Annotated in this window: 24 protein-coding genes and 1 pseudogene; 22 read left to right on the top strand and 3 right to left on the bottom strand. The window is 38.3% G+C overall.

Annotation, left to right across the window (positions count from 1 at the left end; genetic code table 11):
• Positions 1–20 precede the first annotated feature (20 nt).
• The 8 genes and pseudogenes from DW743_RS08050 to DW743_RS08010 form a co-directional block, all read left to right on the top strand.
• Positions 21–257: pseudogene (locus DW743_RS08050) on the top strand (DUF6674 family protein); the annotation flags it as partial.
• A gap of 303 nt (positions 258–560) precedes the next feature.
• Positions 561–2480, top strand: coding sequence for a tetracycline resistance ribosomal protection protein Tet(O) (tet(O), locus tag DW743_RS08045; protein WP_117761257.1), 1920 nt, complete (start codon positions 561–563; stop codon positions 2478–2480).
• Positions 2481–2531: 51 nt separating this feature from the next.
• Positions 2532–2705, top strand: a complete 174-nt coding sequence (locus DW743_RS08040) for a cysteine-rich KTR domain-containing protein (protein ID WP_002779755.1) — start codon at positions 2532–2534, stop codon at positions 2703–2705.
• Positions 2706–2787: 82 nt separating this feature from the next.
• Positions 2788–3222: a MarR family winged helix-turn-helix transcriptional regulator gene (locus DW743_RS08035; protein WP_158550875.1), complete on the top strand. Its 435-nt coding sequence runs from the start codon at positions 2788–2790 to the stop codon at positions 3220–3222.
• Between the two features lie 47 nt (positions 3223–3269).
• Positions 3270–5015, top strand: coding sequence for an ABC transporter ATP-binding protein (locus DW743_RS08030; RefSeq protein ID WP_117761255.1), 1746 nt, complete (start codon positions 3270–3272; stop codon positions 5013–5015).
• 18 nt (positions 5016–5033) lie between these two features.
• Positions 5034–6920, top strand: coding sequence for an ABC transporter ATP-binding protein (locus DW743_RS08025; protein WP_117761253.1), 1887 nt, complete (start codon positions 5034–5036; stop codon positions 6918–6920).
• 54 nt (positions 6921–6974) lie between these two features.
• A complete protein-coding gene (locus DW743_RS08020) occupies positions 6975–8255 on the top strand; it encodes an amidohydrolase family protein (RefSeq protein ID WP_117529001.1) in 1281 nt (426 codons plus the stop codon).
• Between the two features lie 275 nt (positions 8256–8530).
• On the top strand, positions 8531–9754 hold the full coding sequence (locus tag DW743_RS08010) for an IS256 family transposase (protein WP_404856553.1): 1224 nt from the start codon (positions 8531–8533) through the stop codon (positions 9752–9754).
• Between the two features lie 182 nt (positions 9755–9936).
• On the opposite strand, the gene DW743_RS08005 is transcribed toward DW743_RS08010, so the two are convergent.
• The 3 genes from DW743_RS08005 to DW743_RS07995 form a co-directional block, all read right to left on the bottom strand.
• Positions 9937–10530, bottom strand: a complete 594-nt coding sequence (locus DW743_RS08005) for a MerR family transcriptional regulator (RefSeq protein WP_243004568.1) — start codon at positions 10528–10530, stop codon at positions 9937–9939.
• Between the two features lie 150 nt (positions 10531–10680).
• On the bottom strand, positions 10681–10881 hold the full coding sequence (locus tag DW743_RS08000; protein ID WP_004611564.1) for a helix-turn-helix transcriptional regulator: 201 nt from the start codon (positions 10879–10881) through the stop codon (positions 10681–10683).
• Positions 10882–10965: 84 nt separating this feature from the next.
• On the bottom strand, positions 10966–11700 hold the full coding sequence (locus DW743_RS07995; RefSeq protein WP_117482444.1) for a helix-turn-helix domain-containing protein: 735 nt from the start codon (positions 11698–11700) through the stop codon (positions 10966–10968).
• A gap of 238 nt (positions 11701–11938) precedes the next feature.
• Between DW743_RS07995 and dinB the strand changes: the two genes are divergently transcribed.
• The 14 genes from dinB to DW743_RS07920 all read left to right on the top strand — a co-directional run bounded on the left by dinB (position 11939) and on the right by DW743_RS07920 (position 19956).
• A complete protein-coding gene (gene dinB / locus DW743_RS07990; RefSeq protein WP_117529002.1) occupies positions 11939–13186 on the top strand; it encodes a DNA polymerase IV in 1248 nt (415 codons plus the stop codon).
• 15 nt (positions 13187–13201) lie between these two features.
• On the top strand, positions 13202–13444 hold the full coding sequence (locus DW743_RS07985; protein WP_004611567.1) for a LexA family protein: 243 nt from the start codon (positions 13202–13204) through the stop codon (positions 13442–13444).
• Between the two features lie 14 nt (positions 13445–13458).
• Positions 13459–13704: a hypothetical protein gene (locus DW743_RS07980; protein ID WP_154266625.1), complete on the top strand. Its 246-nt coding sequence runs from the start codon at positions 13459–13461 to the stop codon at positions 13702–13704.
• 666 nt (positions 13705–14370) lie between these two features.
• Positions 14371–14682 (top strand): helix-turn-helix domain-containing protein, encoded by a 312-nt coding sequence (locus tag DW743_RS07970; RefSeq protein ID WP_158565043.1) that lies wholly within the window; start codon positions 14371–14373, stop codon positions 14680–14682.
• A 129-nt stretch (positions 14683–14811) separates the two neighbouring features.
• A complete protein-coding gene (locus tag DW743_RS07965; RefSeq protein ID WP_117529004.1) occupies positions 14812–15681 on the top strand; it encodes a hypothetical protein in 870 nt (289 codons plus the stop codon).
• 16 nt (positions 15682–15697) lie between these two features.
• Positions 15698–15847, top strand: coding sequence for a hypothetical protein (locus tag DW743_RS17940; RefSeq protein ID WP_156454676.1), 150 nt, complete (start codon positions 15698–15700; stop codon positions 15845–15847).
• A 103-nt stretch (positions 15848–15950) separates the two neighbouring features.
• The gene (locus DW743_RS07960) at positions 15951–16304 is read left to right on the top strand and encodes a helix-turn-helix domain-containing protein (RefSeq protein ID WP_118589283.1); all 354 of its coding nucleotides are present in this window, start codon (positions 15951–15953) and stop codon (positions 16302–16304) included.
• Between the two features lie 122 nt (positions 16305–16426).
• A complete protein-coding gene (locus DW743_RS07955) occupies positions 16427–16834 on the top strand; it encodes a recombinase family protein (protein ID WP_117761249.1) in 408 nt (135 codons plus the stop codon).
• A 204-nt stretch (positions 16835–17038) separates the two neighbouring features.
• Complete coding sequence (locus DW743_RS07945) at positions 17039–17359, top strand: helix-turn-helix domain-containing protein (protein WP_004611636.1); 321 nt, start codon at positions 17039–17041, stop codon at positions 17357–17359.
• 10 nt (positions 17360–17369) lie between these two features.
• On the top strand, positions 17370–17741 hold the full coding sequence (locus DW743_RS07940; RefSeq protein WP_004611637.1) for a recombinase family protein: 372 nt from the start codon (positions 17370–17372) through the stop codon (positions 17739–17741).
• A gap of 2 nt (positions 17742–17743) precedes the next feature.
• Positions 17744–18181, top strand: a complete 438-nt coding sequence (locus tag DW743_RS07935) for a type II toxin-antitoxin system PemK/MazF family toxin (RefSeq protein ID WP_004611638.1) — start codon at positions 17744–17746, stop codon at positions 18179–18181.
• The gene (locus DW743_RS07930; protein WP_004611639.1) at positions 18165–18377 is read left to right on the top strand and encodes a DUF6462 family protein; all 213 of its coding nucleotides are present in this window, start codon (positions 18165–18167) and stop codon (positions 18375–18377) included. Before DW743_RS07935 ends, DW743_RS07930 begins: the two co-directional genes overlap by 17 nt.
• A 134-nt stretch (positions 18378–18511) precedes the next feature.
• Positions 18512–18688 carry a DUF6290 family protein gene (locus DW743_RS07925; RefSeq protein WP_077326067.1) on the top strand — a complete coding sequence of 59 codons (177 nt, stop codon included), beginning with the start codon at positions 18512–18514 and terminating at the stop codon, positions 18686–18688.
• Positions 18689–18720: 32 nt separating this feature from the next.
• Positions 18721–19956, top strand: a complete 1236-nt coding sequence (locus DW743_RS07920; protein WP_004611641.1) for a tyrosine-type recombinase/integrase — start codon at positions 18721–18723, stop codon at positions 19954–19956.
• Positions 19957–20019: the final 63 nt, after the last annotated feature.

Here is a 20019-nt window from a genome sequence, read left to right as displayed (position 1 = left end):
TACAGAATGGAGGAAACAGAATGGATATGGAAGCAGGAAAAACACTTACCAATGAGGAGGTCATAAGAGAACTTCTCGACTTATTAAAGAAAAATGCCATGAAAGAGCAGGCAAACGATGTATTTGAGATATGCAGCTATGTGGATGGACTGGAGAAAAAGATTGATTCCATGACGGAAGAACTCACCAATATGCAGAACCAGATCAAAGAAATGCAGGAAGATACTCTTGTCAATAATGCTAAAAAGGGCTTGACAAATAAAGGGTTAAGGAATATAATTAGATTCAGTATTATACAAGGAGTTAATAAATATGCGGCAAGGTATTCTTAAATAAACTGTCAATTTGATAGTGGGAACAAAAAGTAGCAGTCTCGTTTCACTTTTAATATGGGGCTTAGTTTTTTGTACCCAGTTTAAGAATACTTTTATCATGTAATTTTATATGCCCGAAAACATATAAGTGTTTTGGGGCTATTGGAGTTATTTACCCAGTGATAGGAGTATTTATCACTGGGTATTTTTATGCCCTTTTTTGGGTGTTGATAGGAGGAAAATCACATGAAAATAATTAACTTAGGCATTCTGGCTCACGTTGACGCAGGAAAGACAACATTAACGGAAAGTTTATTGTATACCAGTGGTGCAATTGCAGAACTAGGGAGCGTAGATGAAGGCACAACAAGGACAGATACAATGAATTTGGAGCGTCAAAGGGGAATCACTATCCAGACAGCAGTGACATCTTTTCAGTGGGAGGATGTAAAAGTCAACATTATAGATACGCCAGGCCATATGGATTTTTTGGCGGAAGTATACCGTTCTTTATCCGTATTAGACGGAGCAGTATTATTAGTTTCTGCAAAGGATGGCATACAGGCACAGACCCGTATACTGTTTCATGCACTACAGACAATGAAGATTCCGACAATTTTTTTCATCAATAAAATTGACCAAGAGGGGATTGATTTGCCAATGGTATATCGAGAAATGAAAGCAAAGCTTTCTTCGGAAATTATAGTGAAGCAAAAGGTTGGGCAGCATCCCCATATAAATGTAACGGACAATGACGATATGGAACAGTGGGATGCGGTAATTATGGGAAACGATGAACTATTAGAGAAATATATGTCAGGGAAACCGTTTAAAATGTCAGAACTGGAACAGGAAGAAAACAGGAGATTCCAAAACGGAACGTTATTTCCCGTTTATCACGGAAGCGCTAAAAACAATCTGGGGATTCGGCAGCTTATAGAAGTGATTGCCAGTAAATTTTATTCATCAACGCCTGAAGGTCAATCTGAACTATGCGGGCAGGTTTTTAAGATTGAATATTCAGAGAAAAGGCGGCGTTTTGTTTATGTGCGTATATATAGCGGAACATTGCATTTGAGGGATGTTATTAGAATATCTGAAAAAGAGAAAATAAAAATCACAGAGATGTGTGTTCCGACAAATGGTGAAATCGTCCCGGCTGACCATGCCTGTCCGGGAGAAATTGTTATTTTAGCTGATGATACTTTGAAACTGAACGACATTCTGGGAAATGAAAAACTCCTGCCTCACAAAACATGGATTGATAATCCCATGCCATTACTTCGGACAACGGTAGAGCCGCAAAAGCCGGAGCAAAGGGAAGCCCTGTTAAATGCCCTCGCAGAGATTGCTGATACAGACCCTCTTTTGCATTTTGACATTGATACTACAACGCATGAGATTATACTTTCTTTTTTGGGGAATGTGCAGATGGAAGTCATTTGTGCCATCCTTGAGGAAAAATATCATGTGGGCGTGGCTATGAAAGAGCCTTCGGTTATTTATCTGGAAAGACCGCTTAGAAAAGCAGAATATACCATCCACATAGAAGTCCCGCCAAATCCTTTCTGGGCTTCTGTCGGGTTGTCCATAGAGCCGCTCCCTATTGGAAGCGGAGTGCAGTATGAAAGCAGAGTTTCACTTGGATATTTAAATCAATCGTTCCAAAATGCGGTTATGGAGGGGGTTCTTTATGGCTGCGAGCAGGGGCTGTATGGATGGAAAGTGACAGACTGTAAAATCTGTTTTGAATATGGATTGTATTATAGTCCTGTAAGTACCCCCGCAGACTTTCGGCTGCTTTCCCCTATCGTATTGGAGCAGGCTTTAAAAAAAGCAGGGACAGAACTATTAGAGCCATATCTCCACTTTGAAATTTATGCACCGCAGGAATATCTCTCACGGGCGTATCATGATGCTCCAAGGTATTGTGCAGATATTGTAAGTACTCAGATAAAGAATGACGAGGTCATTCTGAAAGGAGAAATCCCTGCTAGATGTATTCAAGAATACAGGAACGATTTAACTTATTTCACAAATGGGCAGGGAGTCTGCTTGACAGAGTTAAAAGGATACCAGCCAGCTATTGGTAAATTTATTTGCCAACCCCGCCGCCCGAATAGCCGTATAGATAAGGTTCGGCATATGTTCCACAAGTTAGCTTAACAGCTTGCAAAAGTCATATAAAATGAGATTTGAAAGGATTAGAGACTAATTATGATGAAATGCGAATGGATATTGTGTCCTGTTTGTGGGAGCAAAACCCGTAATAAAATTAGGAAGGACACTGTTTTGGAGAATTATCCCCTTTATTGTCCAAAATGCAGACAAGAAAGATTGATTAAAGTTGACAACTTGAAGATAACTGTCATCAAAGAGCCAGACGCTTAAGACGCAGAGCCGATTATTTTTGTAATATATTAGAGCATCTAGAAGAAACTATTTATCAAATTTTATGAAAAGGAATGAGCATATGTTTGGAGAAACATTGCATTGCGGTGAACTTATAAAGAGACTTAACGATGCACTTGGAAGAAAGGCTAATAATACGTTGATGTGCAATGATGTCACCCTTTCGCAGATTAAGGTCCTCGCAACTATCAGCGAGGCAGCCGATGAGACGATAACGCTAAAAGAACTTGAAAAGCATTTTGAAGTTAAACAGGCAACGATGGCAGGAATTGCTGCACGTCTGGAAAAAAATGGGATGATAGAGGGGTTTTATGATTCAAATGATAAAAGAATCAAACATGTAAAGCTCACGGCAAAAGGTGAGGAGATATGCAAGACGGCAAGAGCTTCAATGGATGAAAATGAGAGGGAACTTTTAAAGGCACTTAATGATGATGAAAAAGGACAGCTTAGAAATCTTTTGCAGAAAGTATATGACAGTATCAAGTCATGCTGACTGTAGACTTATAAGGTGAATTTAATCGAAGGGAGAATGATAAAAATATGATAAAAACATTAGCAAAATGTATGGGCAAATATAAAAAAGAATCAATTATAACGCCAATATTTACTGCAGTTGAAGTTTTTTTGGAAATTCTTATTCCATTTATAACAGCCTCAATAATTGATAAAGGAATACAGGCCGGAGATATGAGAAAGGTTGGTATTTATGGTGGAATAATGCTTATTATAGCATTTTTGAGCCTTTTTTGTGGTATACAGGCAGGAAAGTATGGGGCGGCAGCATCAACAGGATTTGCGTGTAATCTGAGAGAGAAAATGTATGAAAATATACAGACATTTTCATTTTCTAATATTGATAAATTCAGTACAGCAGGTCTTGTAACACGTATGACAACTGATGTAACTAATGTACAGAATGCTTATCAGATGATAATAAGGAGTGTTGTGAGAGCACCTCTCATGATGATTTGCAGTATTACAATGTGTGTAATAATAAGTCCGAGATTAAGTATTATATTTCTTGTTGCACTTATATTTTTAGGATTTGTACTTTTCTTTATTATATATAAAGTAACACCGGTTTTTACATCAGGTTTTGAAAAATATGATGAACTCAATGCGAGCGTTCAGGAGAATATTTCAGGAATCCGTGTTGTTAAGGCATTTGTACGTGAGGAGCATGAAAATAAAAAGTTTAATAAAGCGGCAGATAATCTTTATAAAACATTTGTTAAAGCCGAGTCATTTCTTGCATTTAACAATCCGACTATGATGCTTGTTGTATATGGATGTATTGTTGCATTGTCATGGTTTGCTTCACATTTTATTGTGTCGGGTTCAATTACAACTGGTAATCTTACATCAATGTTCAGTTACGTAATGAACATGCTTATGGCACTTATGATACTTTCAATGATATTTGTAATGGTTTCAATGAGTGCGGCAAGTGCAAGGCGTATTTCAGAAGTTCTTAATGAAAAAGCGGACCTTGCCAATCCGGAAAAACCTTATGAAGAAGTGGAAGACGGAAGAATCGATTTTAATCATGTTAATTTTTCATACAGAAAAAACAGTACAGAGGATACTTTACATGATATTGATATTCATATTAATGCAGGTGAGACAATTGGTATTATTGGTGGTACAGGATGCGGAAAATCAAGTTTTGTGAGCCTTATAAGCCGTCTTTATGATGTTACTGAAGGTTCTGTATGTGTTGGCGGAAAAGATGTAAGAACTTATGATATGGATGCACTCCGTAATCAGGTGGCTGTAGTATTACAGAAAAATGTCCTGTTTTCAGGAACAATACTTGACAATCTCAGATGGGGTGATGACAATGCTTCATATGAAGATTGTGTTGAGGCATGTAAACAGGCATGTGCTGATGAATTTATCGAGAGAATGCCTAAGAAGTATGATACATGGATAGAACAGGGCGGTACTAATGTTTCAGGTGGTCAGAGACAGAGACTCTGTATTGCGAGAGCATTGCTTAAAAAACCAAAGGTTCTTATTCTTGATGATTCGACAAGTGCTGTAGATACTGCAACAGACGCAAAAATCAAACAGGCATTTGCCCAGAAAATTCCGGGAACAACAAAGCTTATAGTTTCGCAGAGAATTTCAAGTATTCAGGATGCCGACAGAATTATTGTTCTTGAAGATGGAAAAGTCAGTGGCTTTGATACACATGAGAATCTTATGGAAAATAACAAAGTTTACCGCGAAATCTGTGAAGTTCAGATGCAGGGCGGCGGCGATTTCGACGAATCGGCAGAATAGTGAGAATAGGAGGAAGACATGAAAAATAAAAATGAGAACAAAGAGAAGAATCCGCTTTTATTATTAAAAAGACTTCTTTCTTATATAGTAAAAAATTATAAATTGGCATGTTTCATGGTGGTCGTTTGCATATTGGTTTCGGCACTTACGACATTATGTGGAACTTTATTTATACAGAAACTTATTGATAATTACATTGTGCCTCTTACCCAGATGGCAGTTCCTGATTATTCACCGCTTGCACAGGCTCTTTTAAAACTTGTAGCAATATTTGCAGTGGGTGTTTTATGTTCCTACGGATATAACAGAATTATGGTAAATGTTGGTCAGGGTACTATGAAAAAGCTCCGTACAGAGATGTTTACTAACATGGAATCACTTCCAATCAGATATTTTGATACACATGCACATGGAGATATAATGTCGGTATATACAAATGATATTGATACATTAAGACAGCTTATAAGCCAGAGTATTCCACAGGTTCTTAATTCACTTATAACACTTGTATCAACATTTGTAAGTATGATAGTTCTTGATATACCACTTACAATTGTATCTGTTATTATGGTTGCAATTATGCTTTTTGTGACATCAAAGCTTTCCGCTGCATCTGGCAGATATTTCATTGAACAGCAGAAAGATATCGGTAAAGTAAATGCTTATATTGAGGAAATGATGGAAGGGCAGAAGGTTGTTAAGGTATTCTGTCATGAGCAGGAAAGTCTTGAACAGTTTAAGCAGATTAATAACAAGTTAAGAGAAAGTGCCAACAATGCTAATAAAATTGCAAATATTACAATGCCTATCAATGAAAATATAGGAAATATAAGTTATGTTTTGTGTGCACTTGTAGGTGGTGTGCTTGCATTAAGCGGCTTTTCAGGACTTACAATTGGTACACTTGTAGCATTTCTTTCATTAAACAAGAGTTTCACACAGCCTGTAACAGAGATAAGCCAGCAGGTAAGCAGTATTGTAATGGCTATGGCAGGTGCCGGCAGGGTATTTGACCTTTGTGATGAAGTACCAGAGACAGATGAAGGTGATGTTGAACTTGTAAATATATGTTATGATTCAAATGGTGAAATCCATGAAACTGAAGAACTGACAGAGATGTGGGCATGGAAAAAACCAAATGCTGCAAACAAAGATGAAATGTATACAAGACTTCAGGGTGATGTTACATTTGATGGAGTTGATTTTGGATATAATCCTGACAAAATCGTGCTTCACGATATAAAAATGTTCGCAAAACCTGGTCAGAAGCTTGCGTTTGTAGGTTCTACCGGTGCCGGAAAGACAACAATTACCAACCTTATTAACAGGTTTTATGATATACAGGATGGTAAAATCCGTTATGATGGAATTAATATTAATCATATTAAAAAAGACGATTTACGCCGAAGCCTGGGCATTGTTTTACAGGATACCAACCTTTTTACAGGCACGATTATGGACAATATCAGATATGGAAGACTCAATGCAGCTGATGAAGAATGTATAGCTGCCGCAAAGCTTGCTAATGCTGATGGATTTATAAAAAGACTTCCTGATGGTTATAACACAGTGCTTACCGGCGGTGGTGCGAACCTTAGTCAGGGACAGCGTCAGCTTCTTGCAATAGCGAGGGCGGCAGTTGCAGATCCTCCTGTTCTTATTCTTGATGAGGCGACTTCTTCTATTGATACACGTACAGAAAAACTTGTACAGCGTGGTATGGATGCACTTATGACAGGAAGAACTTCATTTGTTATCGCTCATCGTCTTTCTACGGTACGGAATGCAGACTGTATTATGGTTATGGAACAGGGAAGAATTATTGAGCGTGGTACACATGACCAGCTTATGGAAGAAAAAGGCAGATACTATCAGCTTTACACAGGAAAGTCAATCAGTGCGTAAGATTTTGATTAATTGGTATTAAATAAACATTTCAAAAACACGGGGTATAAAAATATGAAATATGCTTATATTAACGGAAAAATACTTGACGGAACCAAAGATATGCAGGTAAAAGAGGGCTTCGTCATACTTACGGACAATGATAAAATTGAGGATATTGTCAAGGCAGGCACGGATTTGAATGGATATGAAAAAGTTGATTTAAAACGCAGATATATTATGCCCGGTCTTATAAATATGCATGTTCACCTTGCAGGTAATGGCAAGCCGCAGAAAAAACAGCGTGATAATGAGAAACTTGTAAAAATACTTATGGGAAATGCACTTATGCGTTCAATTGCATACGGTATGGTTGCCGGATTTGCAAAAACAGAGCTTATGAGCGGTGTGACAACAATAAGAACGGTTGGCGGACTTGGAAGTTTTGATACAAAATTAAGAGATGAGATTAATGCAGGAACAAAGATGGGACCTAGAATACTTGCCGCTAATGAAGGGATTTCCGTGCCTGGCGGACATATGGCTGGCTCTGTTGCTGTTGCGGCGGACAGTATAGATACAGCCTTAAAACATCTGGAGCAATCGGAAAAAGAAAAGGTTGATTTGATAAAGCTTATGATTACTGGCGGCGTAATGGACGCAAAAGAAAAAGGTGTTCCGGGTGAACTGAAAATGTCTCCGGAAATGGTAAAGGTAGTCTGTGACAAGGCACATGAAAATGGCTATTTAGTTGCTGCACATGTCGAATCTCCGCAGGGGGTGCGTGTTGCTCTTGAAAATGGTGTTGACTCAATTGAACACGGTGCAAAAATTGATGATGATACAATTAAGTTATTCAAGGAAAGAAAAGCATTTCTTTGCACAACAATTTCGCCTGCACTTCCGTATGCATTGTTTGATCGTTCGATTACCAACGCAACTGAAGTTGAACAGTTTAACGGAAATGTTGTGTTTGAGGGAATAATTGCATGTGCGAAAGCGGCACTTGAAAATGATATACCTGTCGTTCTTGGCAATGATGTCGGATGTCCGTGGATTACACAGTATGATTTCTGGAGAGAATTGTATTATTTCCACAAATATACGGGCGTTTCCAATGCGTTTGCACTGTATACGGCAACCGCAAGAGCTGCCGAAATGGCGGGAATCGGTGATATTACCGGTACGCTCGAAAAAGATAAATGTGCAGATATGATTGTAACCGAGGAAAACCCACTCGATGACCTCAGAGCATTACGACATGTAAAAATGGTTGTCGCAAGAGGAACGATTATGGAAAATCCTAAAGTTAAAATAAATAAGCGTGTCGAGACTGAACTTGATAAATTCCTATAAAAAAACCCCGCTGCGGCGGGGCTTTTTTATTCATAAAACACATATAATTTGTCAAATACTCTGTTATAATTTCTCCATAATAATTGTTCATCTGCAATTTCGCATAGATAAAAGGTTTTAATAAATAACGGATTATGATACATATAACAGGACAAATAAAAATCCGAGACTGTAATTAATTCTGTGTAAACTCTAAAAGAGCTATATACCCTCTTGGATTGATGTTAAAATAAATATCAATTCAGGAGGATTTTTTTATGGCACGAAGAAGAAAAATGGATCCAGAACGCAAAGCGTTCATCAACAGCTTGTTGGAACACTATCAACCAAAGGATGCTCAGGATATCCAGGACATGTTGAAAGACCTGTTAGGCGAAACGCTGCAAGGTATGTTAGAAGCTGAAATGGATGATCACCTTGGATATTCCAAGTATGACTACAAGAACAAAGAGACAGACGATAGCCGTAATGGTTATAGTCCTAAAACTGTCACCTCTTCAATGGGAACGATTGATCTGGATATACCACGAGATCGAAAGGGAGAGTTTGAACCGCAGATTGTGAAAAAGAATCAGACAGATATCTCAAACATTGAAGATCAGGTACTTTCTATGTATGCAAAAGGAATGACGACAAGAGATATCTCCGCTCATCTCAAAGATGTTTATGGTGTGGATGCATCCGCAGAAATGATATCACATATGACAGATCGAATCCTTCCTATCGCAAAAGAATGGCAAAACCGGCCGCTGGAAAGAAAATATGCCATTGTTTTTATGGATGCGGTACATTTCCATGTTCGGGAGGACAATCGAACGGTAAAAAAGGCAGTTTACGTTGCTATAGGTGTTAAACTGAACGGAAAACGTGAGGTCCTCGGCATGTGGGTAGGAGGAAATGAAAGTGCAAAATACTGGTTGTCCGTCCTCAACGAGATAAAAAACCGAGGTGTAGAGGATATCATGATCGTATCTGTGGATGGATTGACCGGATTCGGGGATGCGATTCATGCAGTATTCCCACAGGCAGAGATCCAAAGGTGTATTGTGCATCAGATTCGTTATTCTACAAAATTTATCTCTTACAAAGATTTAAAACCATTTATGGCGGATTTAAAGCTGGTTTACAAAGCTGATACAGAAGATCTTGCACTCACAGCCTTGGAAGATCTGGAAGAAAAATGGGGCAAAAAATACCCTGCTTCCATTGGATCCTGGAGAAATAACTGGACACAATTATCCACATATTTTAAATATCCATCTGAGATACGTAAATTAATATACACTACAAATTCCATCGAAAATTTTAACCGCCAGCTACGCAAGGTTACGAAATCCAAGACTATTTTTCCGACCGATGATGCACTTTTCAAGATGCTTTATCTGGCAATGATGGATGCTACAAAAAAATGGACCGGAAAGGCTTGGGACTGGGGTCTGACACTGGATCAGTTATGCATCTATTTTGGGGATCGGATCCAGCCAGAGGATATCGATTAAGCACAGATTCAATCGCATATCAAGGGTAAATAAACGCCCGATTTTCTCGGGCGCCCTTGACATGCAATAGAATCCATGCTACTAAATAAACAACAGGCTGAACAGCAAAGTATGCCATTCAGCCCATTACATTATATTTTTGTATTCTATAAACCTATGATTTTATCATCAATCTGAGAGGTTTACACAGAATAATTTACACTACCAAAAATCCAGTTTTTATTAACTAGGGATGTTGCCACTCCTTTACTCCATTGTACTGGAATTTCTGTCGGCAACTTAGAATAAGACAAAGCCCCAATAATCAAGCATAGTGCGGTAATCATAGTCCAGGTAAGCATACTTCCCCATATATACAAAAAGCTGACTGAATCCAGTTTGAAAACAGTTCGATTATCTTTCCAATAGTCATGAAAATCTGTTACATACTGTTCTACCTGTAATTTTTCATAACTAATACTTCCTTCATCCAGCATTTTTTCGCACATGAGTTTCGCCTTATTCAAATCAGTAATCTGATTTTTTAATACTTCCTTTTGCTTCTCAAGCATTTCCTGCAATGTTACTTTTTCGGATATAATATTTCGTATATCTTCAATAGAAATTCCCAATGTACGTAGATATGCAATCTTCTTTATATTTTCCACATCATTTTTAGAATAATCTCTATAACCATTACTTTCATTTCTCGAAGGCTCAATAAGTTTTTCCTTTTCATAAAAACGGATATTAGAACGGGATAAACCTGTTCGCTCTTCTACGTCTTTTATAGTCATATTATGCCCTCCTTTCGAGCAACTCTATTTTACTTAATAATAAGCTATAAACAAGGTTTACAGTCAAGCATTTATCAAAAAAACTATAGTTGTTGATAAGGACATGAAAAGCTGTCCAAAATAGAAGGTGAACCGGATTGCTGCTCCGACTCAATCTTCCACATGGAATACATCTTCCACCAGCATATTAAAGTACTTTGATATCCGCAGCATAAATTCGGCAGATGGGGTGCTGTCCCCACGCTCTATCCTGCCGACAGTTTTGGTGCTGTATCCAATAGCAGCGGCAAGGTCATCCTGGTAAATGCCTCGCTGTTCACGTATTTCTCTTATATTATTGGTAACCGCCATAAAAATCCCTTCTTTCAGTTCTATAGATATTTTCTTATTGTCAATTATGCAAAATAATGTGTCCGATAAAAATGACTTGCAATTTTATCGGCAATGTCCTGTAATAGCACAAGCATCAGATTTTCCAAGAACTTTTCCAAATATGTCTAAGCGGTCATTTTCACTAACCTTGATAGGTGCATACTTTTCATTGAGTGAGATAAGGAAAATTCCTTCTTTATCGTTTTGTAATTTCTTAATATAGGCTTCTCCGTTTAGAGCGAAGATGCCGATTTCTCCATTAGCAACAGATTCCTGCTGTAATATCCATGCAATCTGACCATCGTGGAATTCTGGTTCCATACTGTCACCACTAATACGGACACCGAAAGTAGTATCTTCTGGCAGGATAGATTCATCTATGCGTACAGTCTCTTTCGGTCCATCTACAAGGAAGTTACCGGTTCCGGCTGATACAGCATTTTCAAAAATATCAATGCTACGGAATGGAATTATCTTAGCAGTCTGCTTTTCATACATTCCGGATGCGTGGAGCAGATTGATATAATCCATAGCTTTTTCCCTGCCTTCATCAGTTAGTGATGAGAAAGGATCGGCAGGATTTACTCCAAAATATGCCTCATACATGTTAGTAATACCAAGGATTCTACACACTTTGTAAAATATGGTAACGCTTGGTTCAGCAAGATTTCTCTCCCAGTTGGATATGGCTTTATAGGAAATGGTAATGCCTTCCTTTGCCAGTTCATCAGCGAGATCCTGTTGGAGCAAGCCTTTCTTTTTTCTATATGTTGAAATGATTTCTCCGATTGAGTACATACATACGCCTCTTTTCTTTCATTTTGTTGATTTCAAATGTCTCTTTTCACTCCATAGTATATAGCAATAGTGCCAATTATTCAAGTTAAAAATCCAATATAATGAGAAAAAGGACACATGTGTCCGTTGACAGTCGATTATTCTTGGGGTTATACTATGCCCTGTAAGGAACATTACTCATATACTTGGACTAAAGGTTATGGTAGTGACAGATTAAATGCAGCAGGAGGTTATGCAGATGGGAGACAGGGTAATACTTCATTCAGATATCAACTGTTGCTATGCTTCGATTGAGCATCTGCATCATCCGGAGCTTGCAGGAAAGCCACTGGCAGTAGGCGGTGACCCGGAGGCAAGACATGGGATTGTCTTAACAGCCGACTATATTGCCAAGAAGTACGGTGTGAAAACAGGAATGGCACTCTGGCAGGCAAAGCAGGTCTGTCCTGACATAACGTTTGTTTCACCAAGAATGGACTTATATCTTCGATTCTCAAGAATGGCACATGAGATATATGCAGAATATACGGACAGGCAGGAGCCATATGGAATTGATGAGTGCTGGCTTGATGTGACAGGGAGCAGCTCCCTTAAAGGGGATGGATTGCTCATTGCACAGGAAATCAGCAGGAGAATGAAGTCAGAGCTTGGCATCACAGTAAGTGTTGGTGTTTCTTTCAATAAGATATTTGCAAAGCTTGGTTCAGACTATAAGAAACCTGATGCAATCACAACTATGTATAAGAGTGAGTTTAAGCAGAAGGCATGGTCACTTCCGGTGGCAGATCTTCTATACGTTGGCAAAAGTACGAACAGAAAGCTTGCATTATTTGGTATTAAAACCATAGGTGATCTTGCAAGAGCAGATGAAGATGTGCTTAACAGTCACCTTGGAAAGATGGGCAGTATCTTATGGTCATTTGCGAATGGCTATGATGATTCACCTGTCAAGCTAGAGAATACCCACGCTCCAATCAAATCGGTGGGAAACAGCACAACGACTCCAAAGGATTTAGTATGTGATGAGGATGTAAAGATTGTTCTTTATATTCTGGCTGAGAGTGTTGCAGCAAGACTTCGTGAGAATGGATTCCGGTGCAGAGTGGTTGAGATAAGTGTCAGGGATAATGAGTTATTCTCTTTTATTCGTCAGAAAAAGATTGACCATGCAACGAATATCACCGGAGAGATAGCTGCATATGCTTATCAGATATTTAAGGAAAACTATAACTGGAGCAAGCCGATCCGCAGTGTTGGTGTCCGAGGTGCAGACTTAGTAACAGATAATTATTGGGAACAGATTGATTTGTTCTCAAGTGTGGAGAAGCGTGAAAAGCAGATGAAGATGGATTCAGCGGTGGATGAGATACGCAGAAGATTTGGATTTTACAGTATCCAGAGGGGACTCATGTACCGGGACAGGATTCTGTCGGCAGTCAATGCAAAAGAAGAACACACAGTACATCCACATGGGTATTTTGGATAAAGAGGGAGGCGGAACATGAGCGAAGCAGCAAGAATTGATCTGGTAGACAGAGCACCATTGACGGAGAAGCAGCAGAATGTGTATGAAAGCATTATGCAATATCAGCGTGTGAATGGTTATGCTCCTACTATCAGGGAGATATGCAAGATGGTAGGGGTGGCATCGACTTCAAGTGTTTATGCACATCTGAAAATATTAGAAGAAAAAGGCTATATAGCAAGGAAGATGGATGCTTCCAGAGCAATAGCAATCTTGTAAGGAAGGTGATTACATTGAGCAATAAGGTATATGTTGATGTACTTGCAGAGTTTTCAAAGGACGGACTGCTCATTCCCAAAGAGATAACATGGGAAGATGGCAGAAAGTATGAGATTACACGAGTAAAAGACAAGCGCAGAGCAGCCAGTACAAGGGCTGGCGGCGTTGGAGAGCGTTATACCTGTGTGGTAGATGGAAAGGAAATATTCCTTTTCTATGAAGATAACAATATGTGGTTTATGGAAAGAGCCGGAGCCTGATGTGATTGTGTGCTGACAGCACAATTCATATCAGTTGGCTTTAGATCAGCAAAGCCGGGGAATGTGCAGACATTCATCGGAACTCCCGGCAACAGGCTTGCAAAGGTGATTTCCCTTTCCTTTACGAGTACAGAATTGTAGATTGATGATTTTGTATGAATAAGGAGCGAACTGAATTGAACAAAGAGTTAAAAGTTATAGATTTTTATTGTAAGAAGTGCAAAAAGAGTATGAAAGTTTCATACATGGTTACAGGTAACAGAAATTATCCGGTACTGCCGAGAGTAATGATGAAATGTCACCATTGTGGCAGAGTAATGACCTTGAAGAATTTCAAGGAAGGTGAACTGTTAGATAAAGTAGAGCAGGATAAGTATTATATCTGATACATACAGTCAGACATCAGATGGTGCGGCAGATATTTGGTCGCAACAGGACAAGACAATTAAATTAGTGGTCATCATGATATGGGAGACACTTGCAATAAGCGTAAGCTGATGATACGCAAAGGTGCCATCCTAAGGACGCATGAAAAATTAGAAACCAGTTTGAGGACTGGGACTGTTTTTCATGTGTCCTTTTTTATTTGCTGAAAATTACATATCTAGGGAGTTATTGTCCGTCCTCAAACGAGTTAACGGTAACAAGTTTTAAAGGATGGACAATATGAACAAGGAAATAAGAGAATATGATAAGAATGTACAATTTGAAATAGGGCAGAGAATACAGGAAATGCGACTAGACAAAAATATGAAAAGCATTGAGTTGGCAACGGAATTGGGAATAACAAGGAACCAAATGTCACGGATTGAAAATGGTAGAGCAAATTGCACTATACAGCAGTTATATATAATGTCACAGATATTTGAGCACAGTATGGATTATATCATATCGGGCAAAAGGGGCAGACAGGAAAATAAGATAACATTTGCCCAGAGAGAGGCAATTGATAAAATGTTGAGGGCATTTGATAAATAAACAGTACTTTGCATAAATATCTTTTCATGCAAAAAATAGAAAGTTTTTGCTTTGATATGCAAATGTTGTGCAAAGATTTGACTACACGCAAAATCTATGGTATCCTTTGTGAAAGGAGGAAGCAAATTAATGAAAAGAGATTTATCAATTCTATCAGAATATGTAAGAATAAGTACTCCGGATAAGGATAGATTGGCAGAATTAGTTGTGAGAGCAAAAGGTCCAGAGCTTAGTATGTCACAGTTCGCAAAAAAGTGTGAGGTTAATCCGTCTACGCTTTCAAGAATTGTAAACAAAAAAACAACGGGCAAAAATTCAGATGCTTTAATATTTAATATTGCGGAGAATGCAGATCCAAATAGTGGAGTTACCTTTGAAATGCTTATGTCTGCTCATGGCATGAAAAAGCGTAATTTAAATGGAAAAGTGGATACAGAAGAATACAGAGCATTTGAAAAAAATGCAGCTGACTTAGTACTGTCGGAGATTATGAAGAGGGGGTATAAAGTTCAGGTCCCAATGACACCTCAGGTTTACAATGCTTTAAATTATCATTATAGACCTGATTGGGAAATTGCTACTGATGCCGTTACTTCTGATAACACTATGGGACAATGGCTATTTGAGTTTTGGACAATGCTCGGTACGGAACAGCAAGCCATTCGTAAACAGACAATAAAACTAAGACAGAAATTATTGATGGTTTTAGGACTATATTATATGGATGAAGTCAAAGCAGATAAATTATCGTTTGTGGTTTTTAATAGAAAATTCTATAAATTACTTAAAGATACCTTGGAGGGGATTTGTGTAAAACCATGGATTACAATTATGCTATTTGATATGGAGCAAGCACAATTTATAGAAGAATTCACTTTTTTATCGCCTGATGGAAGTGTTCGTGATAGTAATATGAAAATTTCTATGAATGAAGAATGCGATGATTATACAGACGATTTGTTTGAAGATATAAATGGTCGTAATCAATTTATGGATTAGTCTATAGGAGGTGCTTATGGAAGAAGATAAAACAGTTTTATTATTTCGTCAGATACAGGCAGCAACTAAAAATGGTCATGATGCAGAAGTGCGCAGAGATAAAGATGGAAATTTTGTGGTTTATTCCGTAAAAAAACAGCGGGCAGATAAAATACAAGTTAAATAATACATCAGCTGAATTGGCAGTTGATAAGGGCAAAAGGGAGCCGATATCGTTCAATATTTGAATGATAGAGGCTCCTTATTTTTTTGTAAGGGAGGTGAGCAGAGTGATCCAAGAGATAAAAGAATATGATTCTGATACTTGTTCGAAAATTGGTATACGAATTCAAGATATACGAGAATCAAGACATATGAAAGCTATAGAGTTGGCAAGCTATCTTGGTATTGGTAAGAACCAAATGTCTCGAATTGAAAGTGGAAAAGCAAATTGTACAATACCACAATTGTATTGTATTGCACAAATCTTGGATTGCTCTGCTGATTTTTTGTTGTTTGGAGAAGAACACATGAATTATTCGCCGGAGATGGTGGAATTAGTAAACAATTTAAAAATGGTGACTGGAAGAATAGAGGGAGAAATTAAAAATAGTCTTTTAAAGACTACAAATCAGAAAAGATAGTCTTTAGAGTGGGCGCATAGGTTTTCTTAATAGAGTACCATAAACATGTGCTAAGGAACAGCACACCACGAGAGTGGAGGCGCCAAAACTCTCCAATACGAAATCGTAAAGGAGATAACAAAATGAATAAAAGAGATTTTAACGTAGTGGGAAACGAAGGTACAGATAATCAGGAGCTTGCTAAGGGAATTGCATTTATAAAGTCCCGCAGAGCAGAACTCAATGTAGTCCAGATGGTCGAGAATATGCGTGATCAGGCAATGCCTAACGGAGTAATAATTAACGATGCATATTGTGACCGCTCGATAACAAGAGACTATGACAGAGAAGCACTGAATGCTTTCTTTGCAACACTTAAAGAGGAAGATTTTGAGGTTGTAGTAGTCAGAAGCCTGAATGAGATCACCGATGACATTTATGATTTGGAAGAATTTGTTAAGACCATCACAGATATGGGCATATGGCTCTATTCTCTTGAAGTCGGTCCGGTGCCAATTATTGTATCTCATGCAGAGGACTTTGGATGCTAACGGAGTCCTTTGGTAGAGCGACAACAGAAAATCATTCCGGTCGGGACAAACAAGTCCCGGCTGTGAAGGATTGCAGATTTACACAGACTGCATTCGGAACAGTTGTACATGATTCAAGTGGGAAGTGGCTTGGTCAGTACGAGACAGAAGATGCAGCTGTAGAGATGATTAGGGAAATGGCACAGGACATTGGAGGGTACGACGATGAAATATGAAGGATATAAAATTGGTCCGGTGATTCGTGATATCCGTAAGGACAAAGGACTTCTCATTGAAGAGGTTGCTGCTAAAACTGGAATAAGTGTTTCGACACTTGGACAGGTGGAGCAAGGAGGAAGAAACTTGAGCATGAAAAATTTGTATATGCTTATGGAAGTTTATGAAACAGACGCAAATAGCTTACTTGCAATAGACTGTACACCGGATTCATTAGATTCGAGGCTAAAGCGGTTACCTGCAGATAAGCAGGATTATTTGAAAAAGACATTTGATTTTATGATAGAGCAGGCTTTGAAGTCAGCATAGGAGGCAGAGAATGAGAAGAAAGATTAAAAAGATGGATTGCATAGAATATCTTTCAGTGCAGGCTCCATTGGAAAAAGTAAATATGCTTGAAGACAAGCAGAGCAAATATATACATGAATTTGTAAAGAGAAAAGAATATTCAATCGTGGGAAAGATAAGACGCAATGGCTTTTCGCAGAGAGATGTTGATCGCCAGTGGAATCAGATTGTGAATATGATCCGCAAAAAGCAAATCAGTGGAGTAGTTGTTGCGAATATGGCAGCTATATCCAGCAGTGTTGCGGATGCTTATTTTAAGGTAGGACTGGTTATTGAAGCAGGCGGCATTGTGGTGACTGTAGATGAGGGCAGATTGGATATGCACATCAAGAAGGGAGCATAGATATGAGCAGACGAACAGAAAAAAGAAGATATGGTAAGTATAACAAATTTGATGTCGTGTATGCAGATTTTGGAAAAAATCCACATGGCATCCAGGGAGGAATCAGACCAGGAATAATTATTTCATGTGATGCCAGTAATCATGATGGTGCACCACAGGTGTCAGTAGTCCCTTTGAGCAGTAAGTTAAAGGATATTCCGGTACATGTGATTTTAAATCCGAAGGATGTGAGTGGATTTGGATTAAGTAAGATATCTGATTTTATGCCTGAAGATGCACAGACAATTTCAAAAGGCTGCATTAGAGCAAAAAGTGGAACTGTCATTGAGGATTCCGGCGTGAGAGAAGAAATAGACAGAGCATTGATACGACAGTTTGATCTGTTACCTGTAGCTCGCAAAATGGTAATGGAGGAGTTAGCAAATGGACAGCAGAACTAAAAAGACTAATAATAAAAGATTTGTCAGATATTCAGAAGGAGCAGAGATGTATTCAATGAGTGTGTCAAAGTTTATGCAGTTAGCGAAGGATGCAAAGGCATGTTATAAAGTGAATCAGCTGGTGTTGGTTAATCTGGATATTATTGATGAATATCTGGAGACTTTCCATATTGTAGATGACGAGTTTTATAAGTAATTATGAGAAATGACGCATTGATATAGAAGAAATACAAACAAGTATGGAGAAAAATGAGCCAAGAGAGAAAAAATGTATTGACTTTCGGTCAGACCGAAAGTATAATATGACTAAGATATGAAGGAGGCATACAGATGGTTAGAACTGGAAGACCAAAAGCAGATAAACCTTTTGATCATAAGGTAACTGTTAAATTCAAAGAAGAGGAATACCAGATAATGGTTGAGTATGCTGAGACTCATAATCTATCCATTTCGCAATTGATTAGAATGGGTGTTGAATTACAAATGAAGCAGCAGGCTAATCAGTAGAACAGGCTCTTTTCTCCGGAAAGGAGAGAATAATGGCTTGTAGAAAAGATGGTAAAGGCAGAGTATTAAGAAAGGGTGAGGGTTACAGAAAAGGCGACGGAAGATACTCATATGTATATATTGATCCATTAGGCAAGAAAAGAACCATTTATGCAAAGTCTTTGGTAAAGCTTCGAGAAAGAGAAGAACAGTTACAAAAAGACCAGTTGGATGGACTTGATATCTATGTCGCAGGAAAAGCTGATGTAAACTTTTTGTTTGACAGGTACATATCAACTAAAACAGAATTGCGTAGCACTACTTACAGTAATTATTTGTATACATGGAATCATTTTATTCGTGATACATTTGGCAAGAAGAAAGTAAGAGATGTGAAATACTCAGACGTGTTATTCTTTTATACAGACTTGATTAATAATCAGGGATTACAGATTAATACGCTTGAGACAATTAACACAGTATTAAGACCTACATTTCAGCTTGCTGTCAGAGATGATATCATAAGGAAGAATCCGGTAGACGGAGCATACTGTGAAGTAAAGAAGCGTAATGGTGGTGCCAGAAAAACAAGGCGAGCGTTGACTGTGGATCAGCAGAGAAAATTCATGGAGTATGTAGCAAAGAATCCGTTCTTTTATCACTGGTATCCATTCTTTGTATTTTTGTTAGGAACTGGATGCAGAATAGGAGAAGCAATTGGGATACGCTGGGATGATATCGATTTGGAGAATCGAATCATTGATATCAATCATAGCTTAACCTATTACCAGAGAGCGGATGATTCATATAAATGTGAGTTTAGAGTATCTTTGCCAAAGACGGAAGCTGGTAATCGTAGAATACCTATGATGCAGCAGGTATATGATGTGCTTCAGGAAGAATATGAGAGACAGAAGCAAGAAGGCTTTTGTGTTGAGAATGTGGATGGAATGACCAATTTTGTATTTACAAACCGATTTGGGATGCCACATAACCCAGCAGCAGTAAACCGGGCAATCAAGAGAATTGTGGATACACATAATTCAGAAGAAGAGGTGGCTGCTAAAAAGGAGAAGAGAGAACCTGTTATGATTCCAAGATTCTCCTGCCATATCTTCAGACATACGTTTGCATCAAGATTTTGCGAGAATGAAACCAACATCAAAGTAATTCAAGAGGTAATGGGACATGCTGATGTATCGACTACCATGAACATATATGCAGAAGCAAACCCAGATGTTACCAAATCAGTAATTGAGAAATTATCAAAAAATATGGATATTTTTTAGAAAAGAGTCCTGCGATTGAACTCTTTGAAGATTGAAAAATATACCTATTCATACTGTGGCAAA

This window comes from Blautia sp. AM28-27, assembly GCF_003480905.1.
In the GTDB taxonomy this organism is placed as follows: Bacteria; Bacillota; Clostridia; order Lachnospirales; family Lachnospiraceae; genus Fusicatenibacter; species Fusicatenibacter saccharivorans.
The sequence above is the reverse complement of the archived record's forward strand: the minus strand, read 5'-3'. Positions and strand labels throughout refer to the sequence as shown.

Excerpts from the sequence above, each read along its gene's own strand:
- DW743_RS08040 (WP_002779755.1), top strand. The coding sequence starts at position 2,532 with ATGATGAAATGCGAATGGATATTGTGTCCTGTTTGTGGGAGCAAAACC.
- DW743_RS08035 (WP_158550875.1), top strand. The coding sequence starts at position 2,788 with ATGTTTGGAGAAACATTGCATTGCGGTGAACTTATAAAGAGACTTAAC.
- DW743_RS08030 (WP_117761255.1), top strand. The coding sequence starts at position 3,270 with ATGATAAAAACATTAGCAAAATGTATGGGCAAATATAAAAAAGAATCA.
- DW743_RS08025 (WP_117761253.1), top strand. The coding sequence starts at position 5,034 with ATGAAAAATAAAAATGAGAACAAAGAGAAGAATCCGCTTTTATTATTA.
- DW743_RS08020 (WP_117529001.1), top strand. The coding sequence starts at position 6,975 with ATGAAATATGCTTATATTAACGGAAAAATACTTGACGGAACCAAAGAT.
- DW743_RS08010 (WP_404856553.1), top strand. The coding sequence starts at position 8,531 with ATGGATCCAGAACGCAAAGCGTTCATCAACAGCTTGTTGGAACACTAT.
- DW743_RS08005 (WP_243004568.1), bottom strand. The coding sequence starts at position 10,530 with ATGACTATAAAAGACGTAGAAGAGCGAACAGGTTTATCCCGTTCTAAT.
- DW743_RS08000 (WP_004611564.1), bottom strand. The coding sequence starts at position 10,881 with ATGGCGGTTACCAATAATATAAGAGAAATACGTGAACAGCGAGGCATT.
- DW743_RS07995 (WP_117482444.1), bottom strand. The coding sequence starts at position 11,700 with ATGTACTCAATCGGAGAAATCATTTCAACATATAGAAAAAAGAAAGGC.
- dinB (WP_117529002.1), top strand. The coding sequence starts at position 11,939 with ATGGGAGACAGGGTAATACTTCATTCAGATATCAACTGTTGCTATGCT.
- DW743_RS07985 (WP_004611567.1), top strand. The coding sequence starts at position 13,202 with ATGAGCGAAGCAGCAAGAATTGATCTGGTAGACAGAGCACCATTGACG.
- DW743_RS07970 (WP_158565043.1), top strand. The coding sequence starts at position 14,371 with ATGAACAAGGAAATAAGAGAATATGATAAGAATGTACAATTTGAAATA.
- DW743_RS07965 (WP_117529004.1), top strand. The coding sequence starts at position 14,812 with ATGAAAAGAGATTTATCAATTCTATCAGAATATGTAAGAATAAGTACT.
- DW743_RS17940 (WP_156454676.1), top strand. The coding sequence starts at position 15,698 with ATGGAAGAAGATAAAACAGTTTTATTATTTCGTCAGATACAGGCAGCA.
- DW743_RS07955 (WP_117761249.1), top strand. The coding sequence starts at position 16,427 with ATGAATAAAAGAGATTTTAACGTAGTGGGAAACGAAGGTACAGATAAT.
- DW743_RS07945 (WP_004611636.1), top strand. The coding sequence starts at position 17,039 with ATGAAATATGAAGGATATAAAATTGGTCCGGTGATTCGTGATATCCGT.
- DW743_RS07940 (WP_004611637.1), top strand. The coding sequence starts at position 17,370 with ATGAGAAGAAAGATTAAAAAGATGGATTGCATAGAATATCTTTCAGTG.
- DW743_RS07935 (WP_004611638.1), top strand. The coding sequence starts at position 17,744 with ATGAGCAGACGAACAGAAAAAAGAAGATATGGTAAGTATAACAAATTT.
- DW743_RS07930 (WP_004611639.1), top strand. The coding sequence starts at position 18,165 with ATGGACAGCAGAACTAAAAAGACTAATAATAAAAGATTTGTCAGATAT.
- DW743_RS07925 (WP_077326067.1), top strand. The coding sequence starts at position 18,512 with ATGGTTAGAACTGGAAGACCAAAAGCAGATAAACCTTTTGATCATAAG.
- DW743_RS07920 (WP_004611641.1), top strand. The coding sequence starts at position 18,721 with ATGGCTTGTAGAAAAGATGGTAAAGGCAGAGTATTAAGAAAGGGTGAG.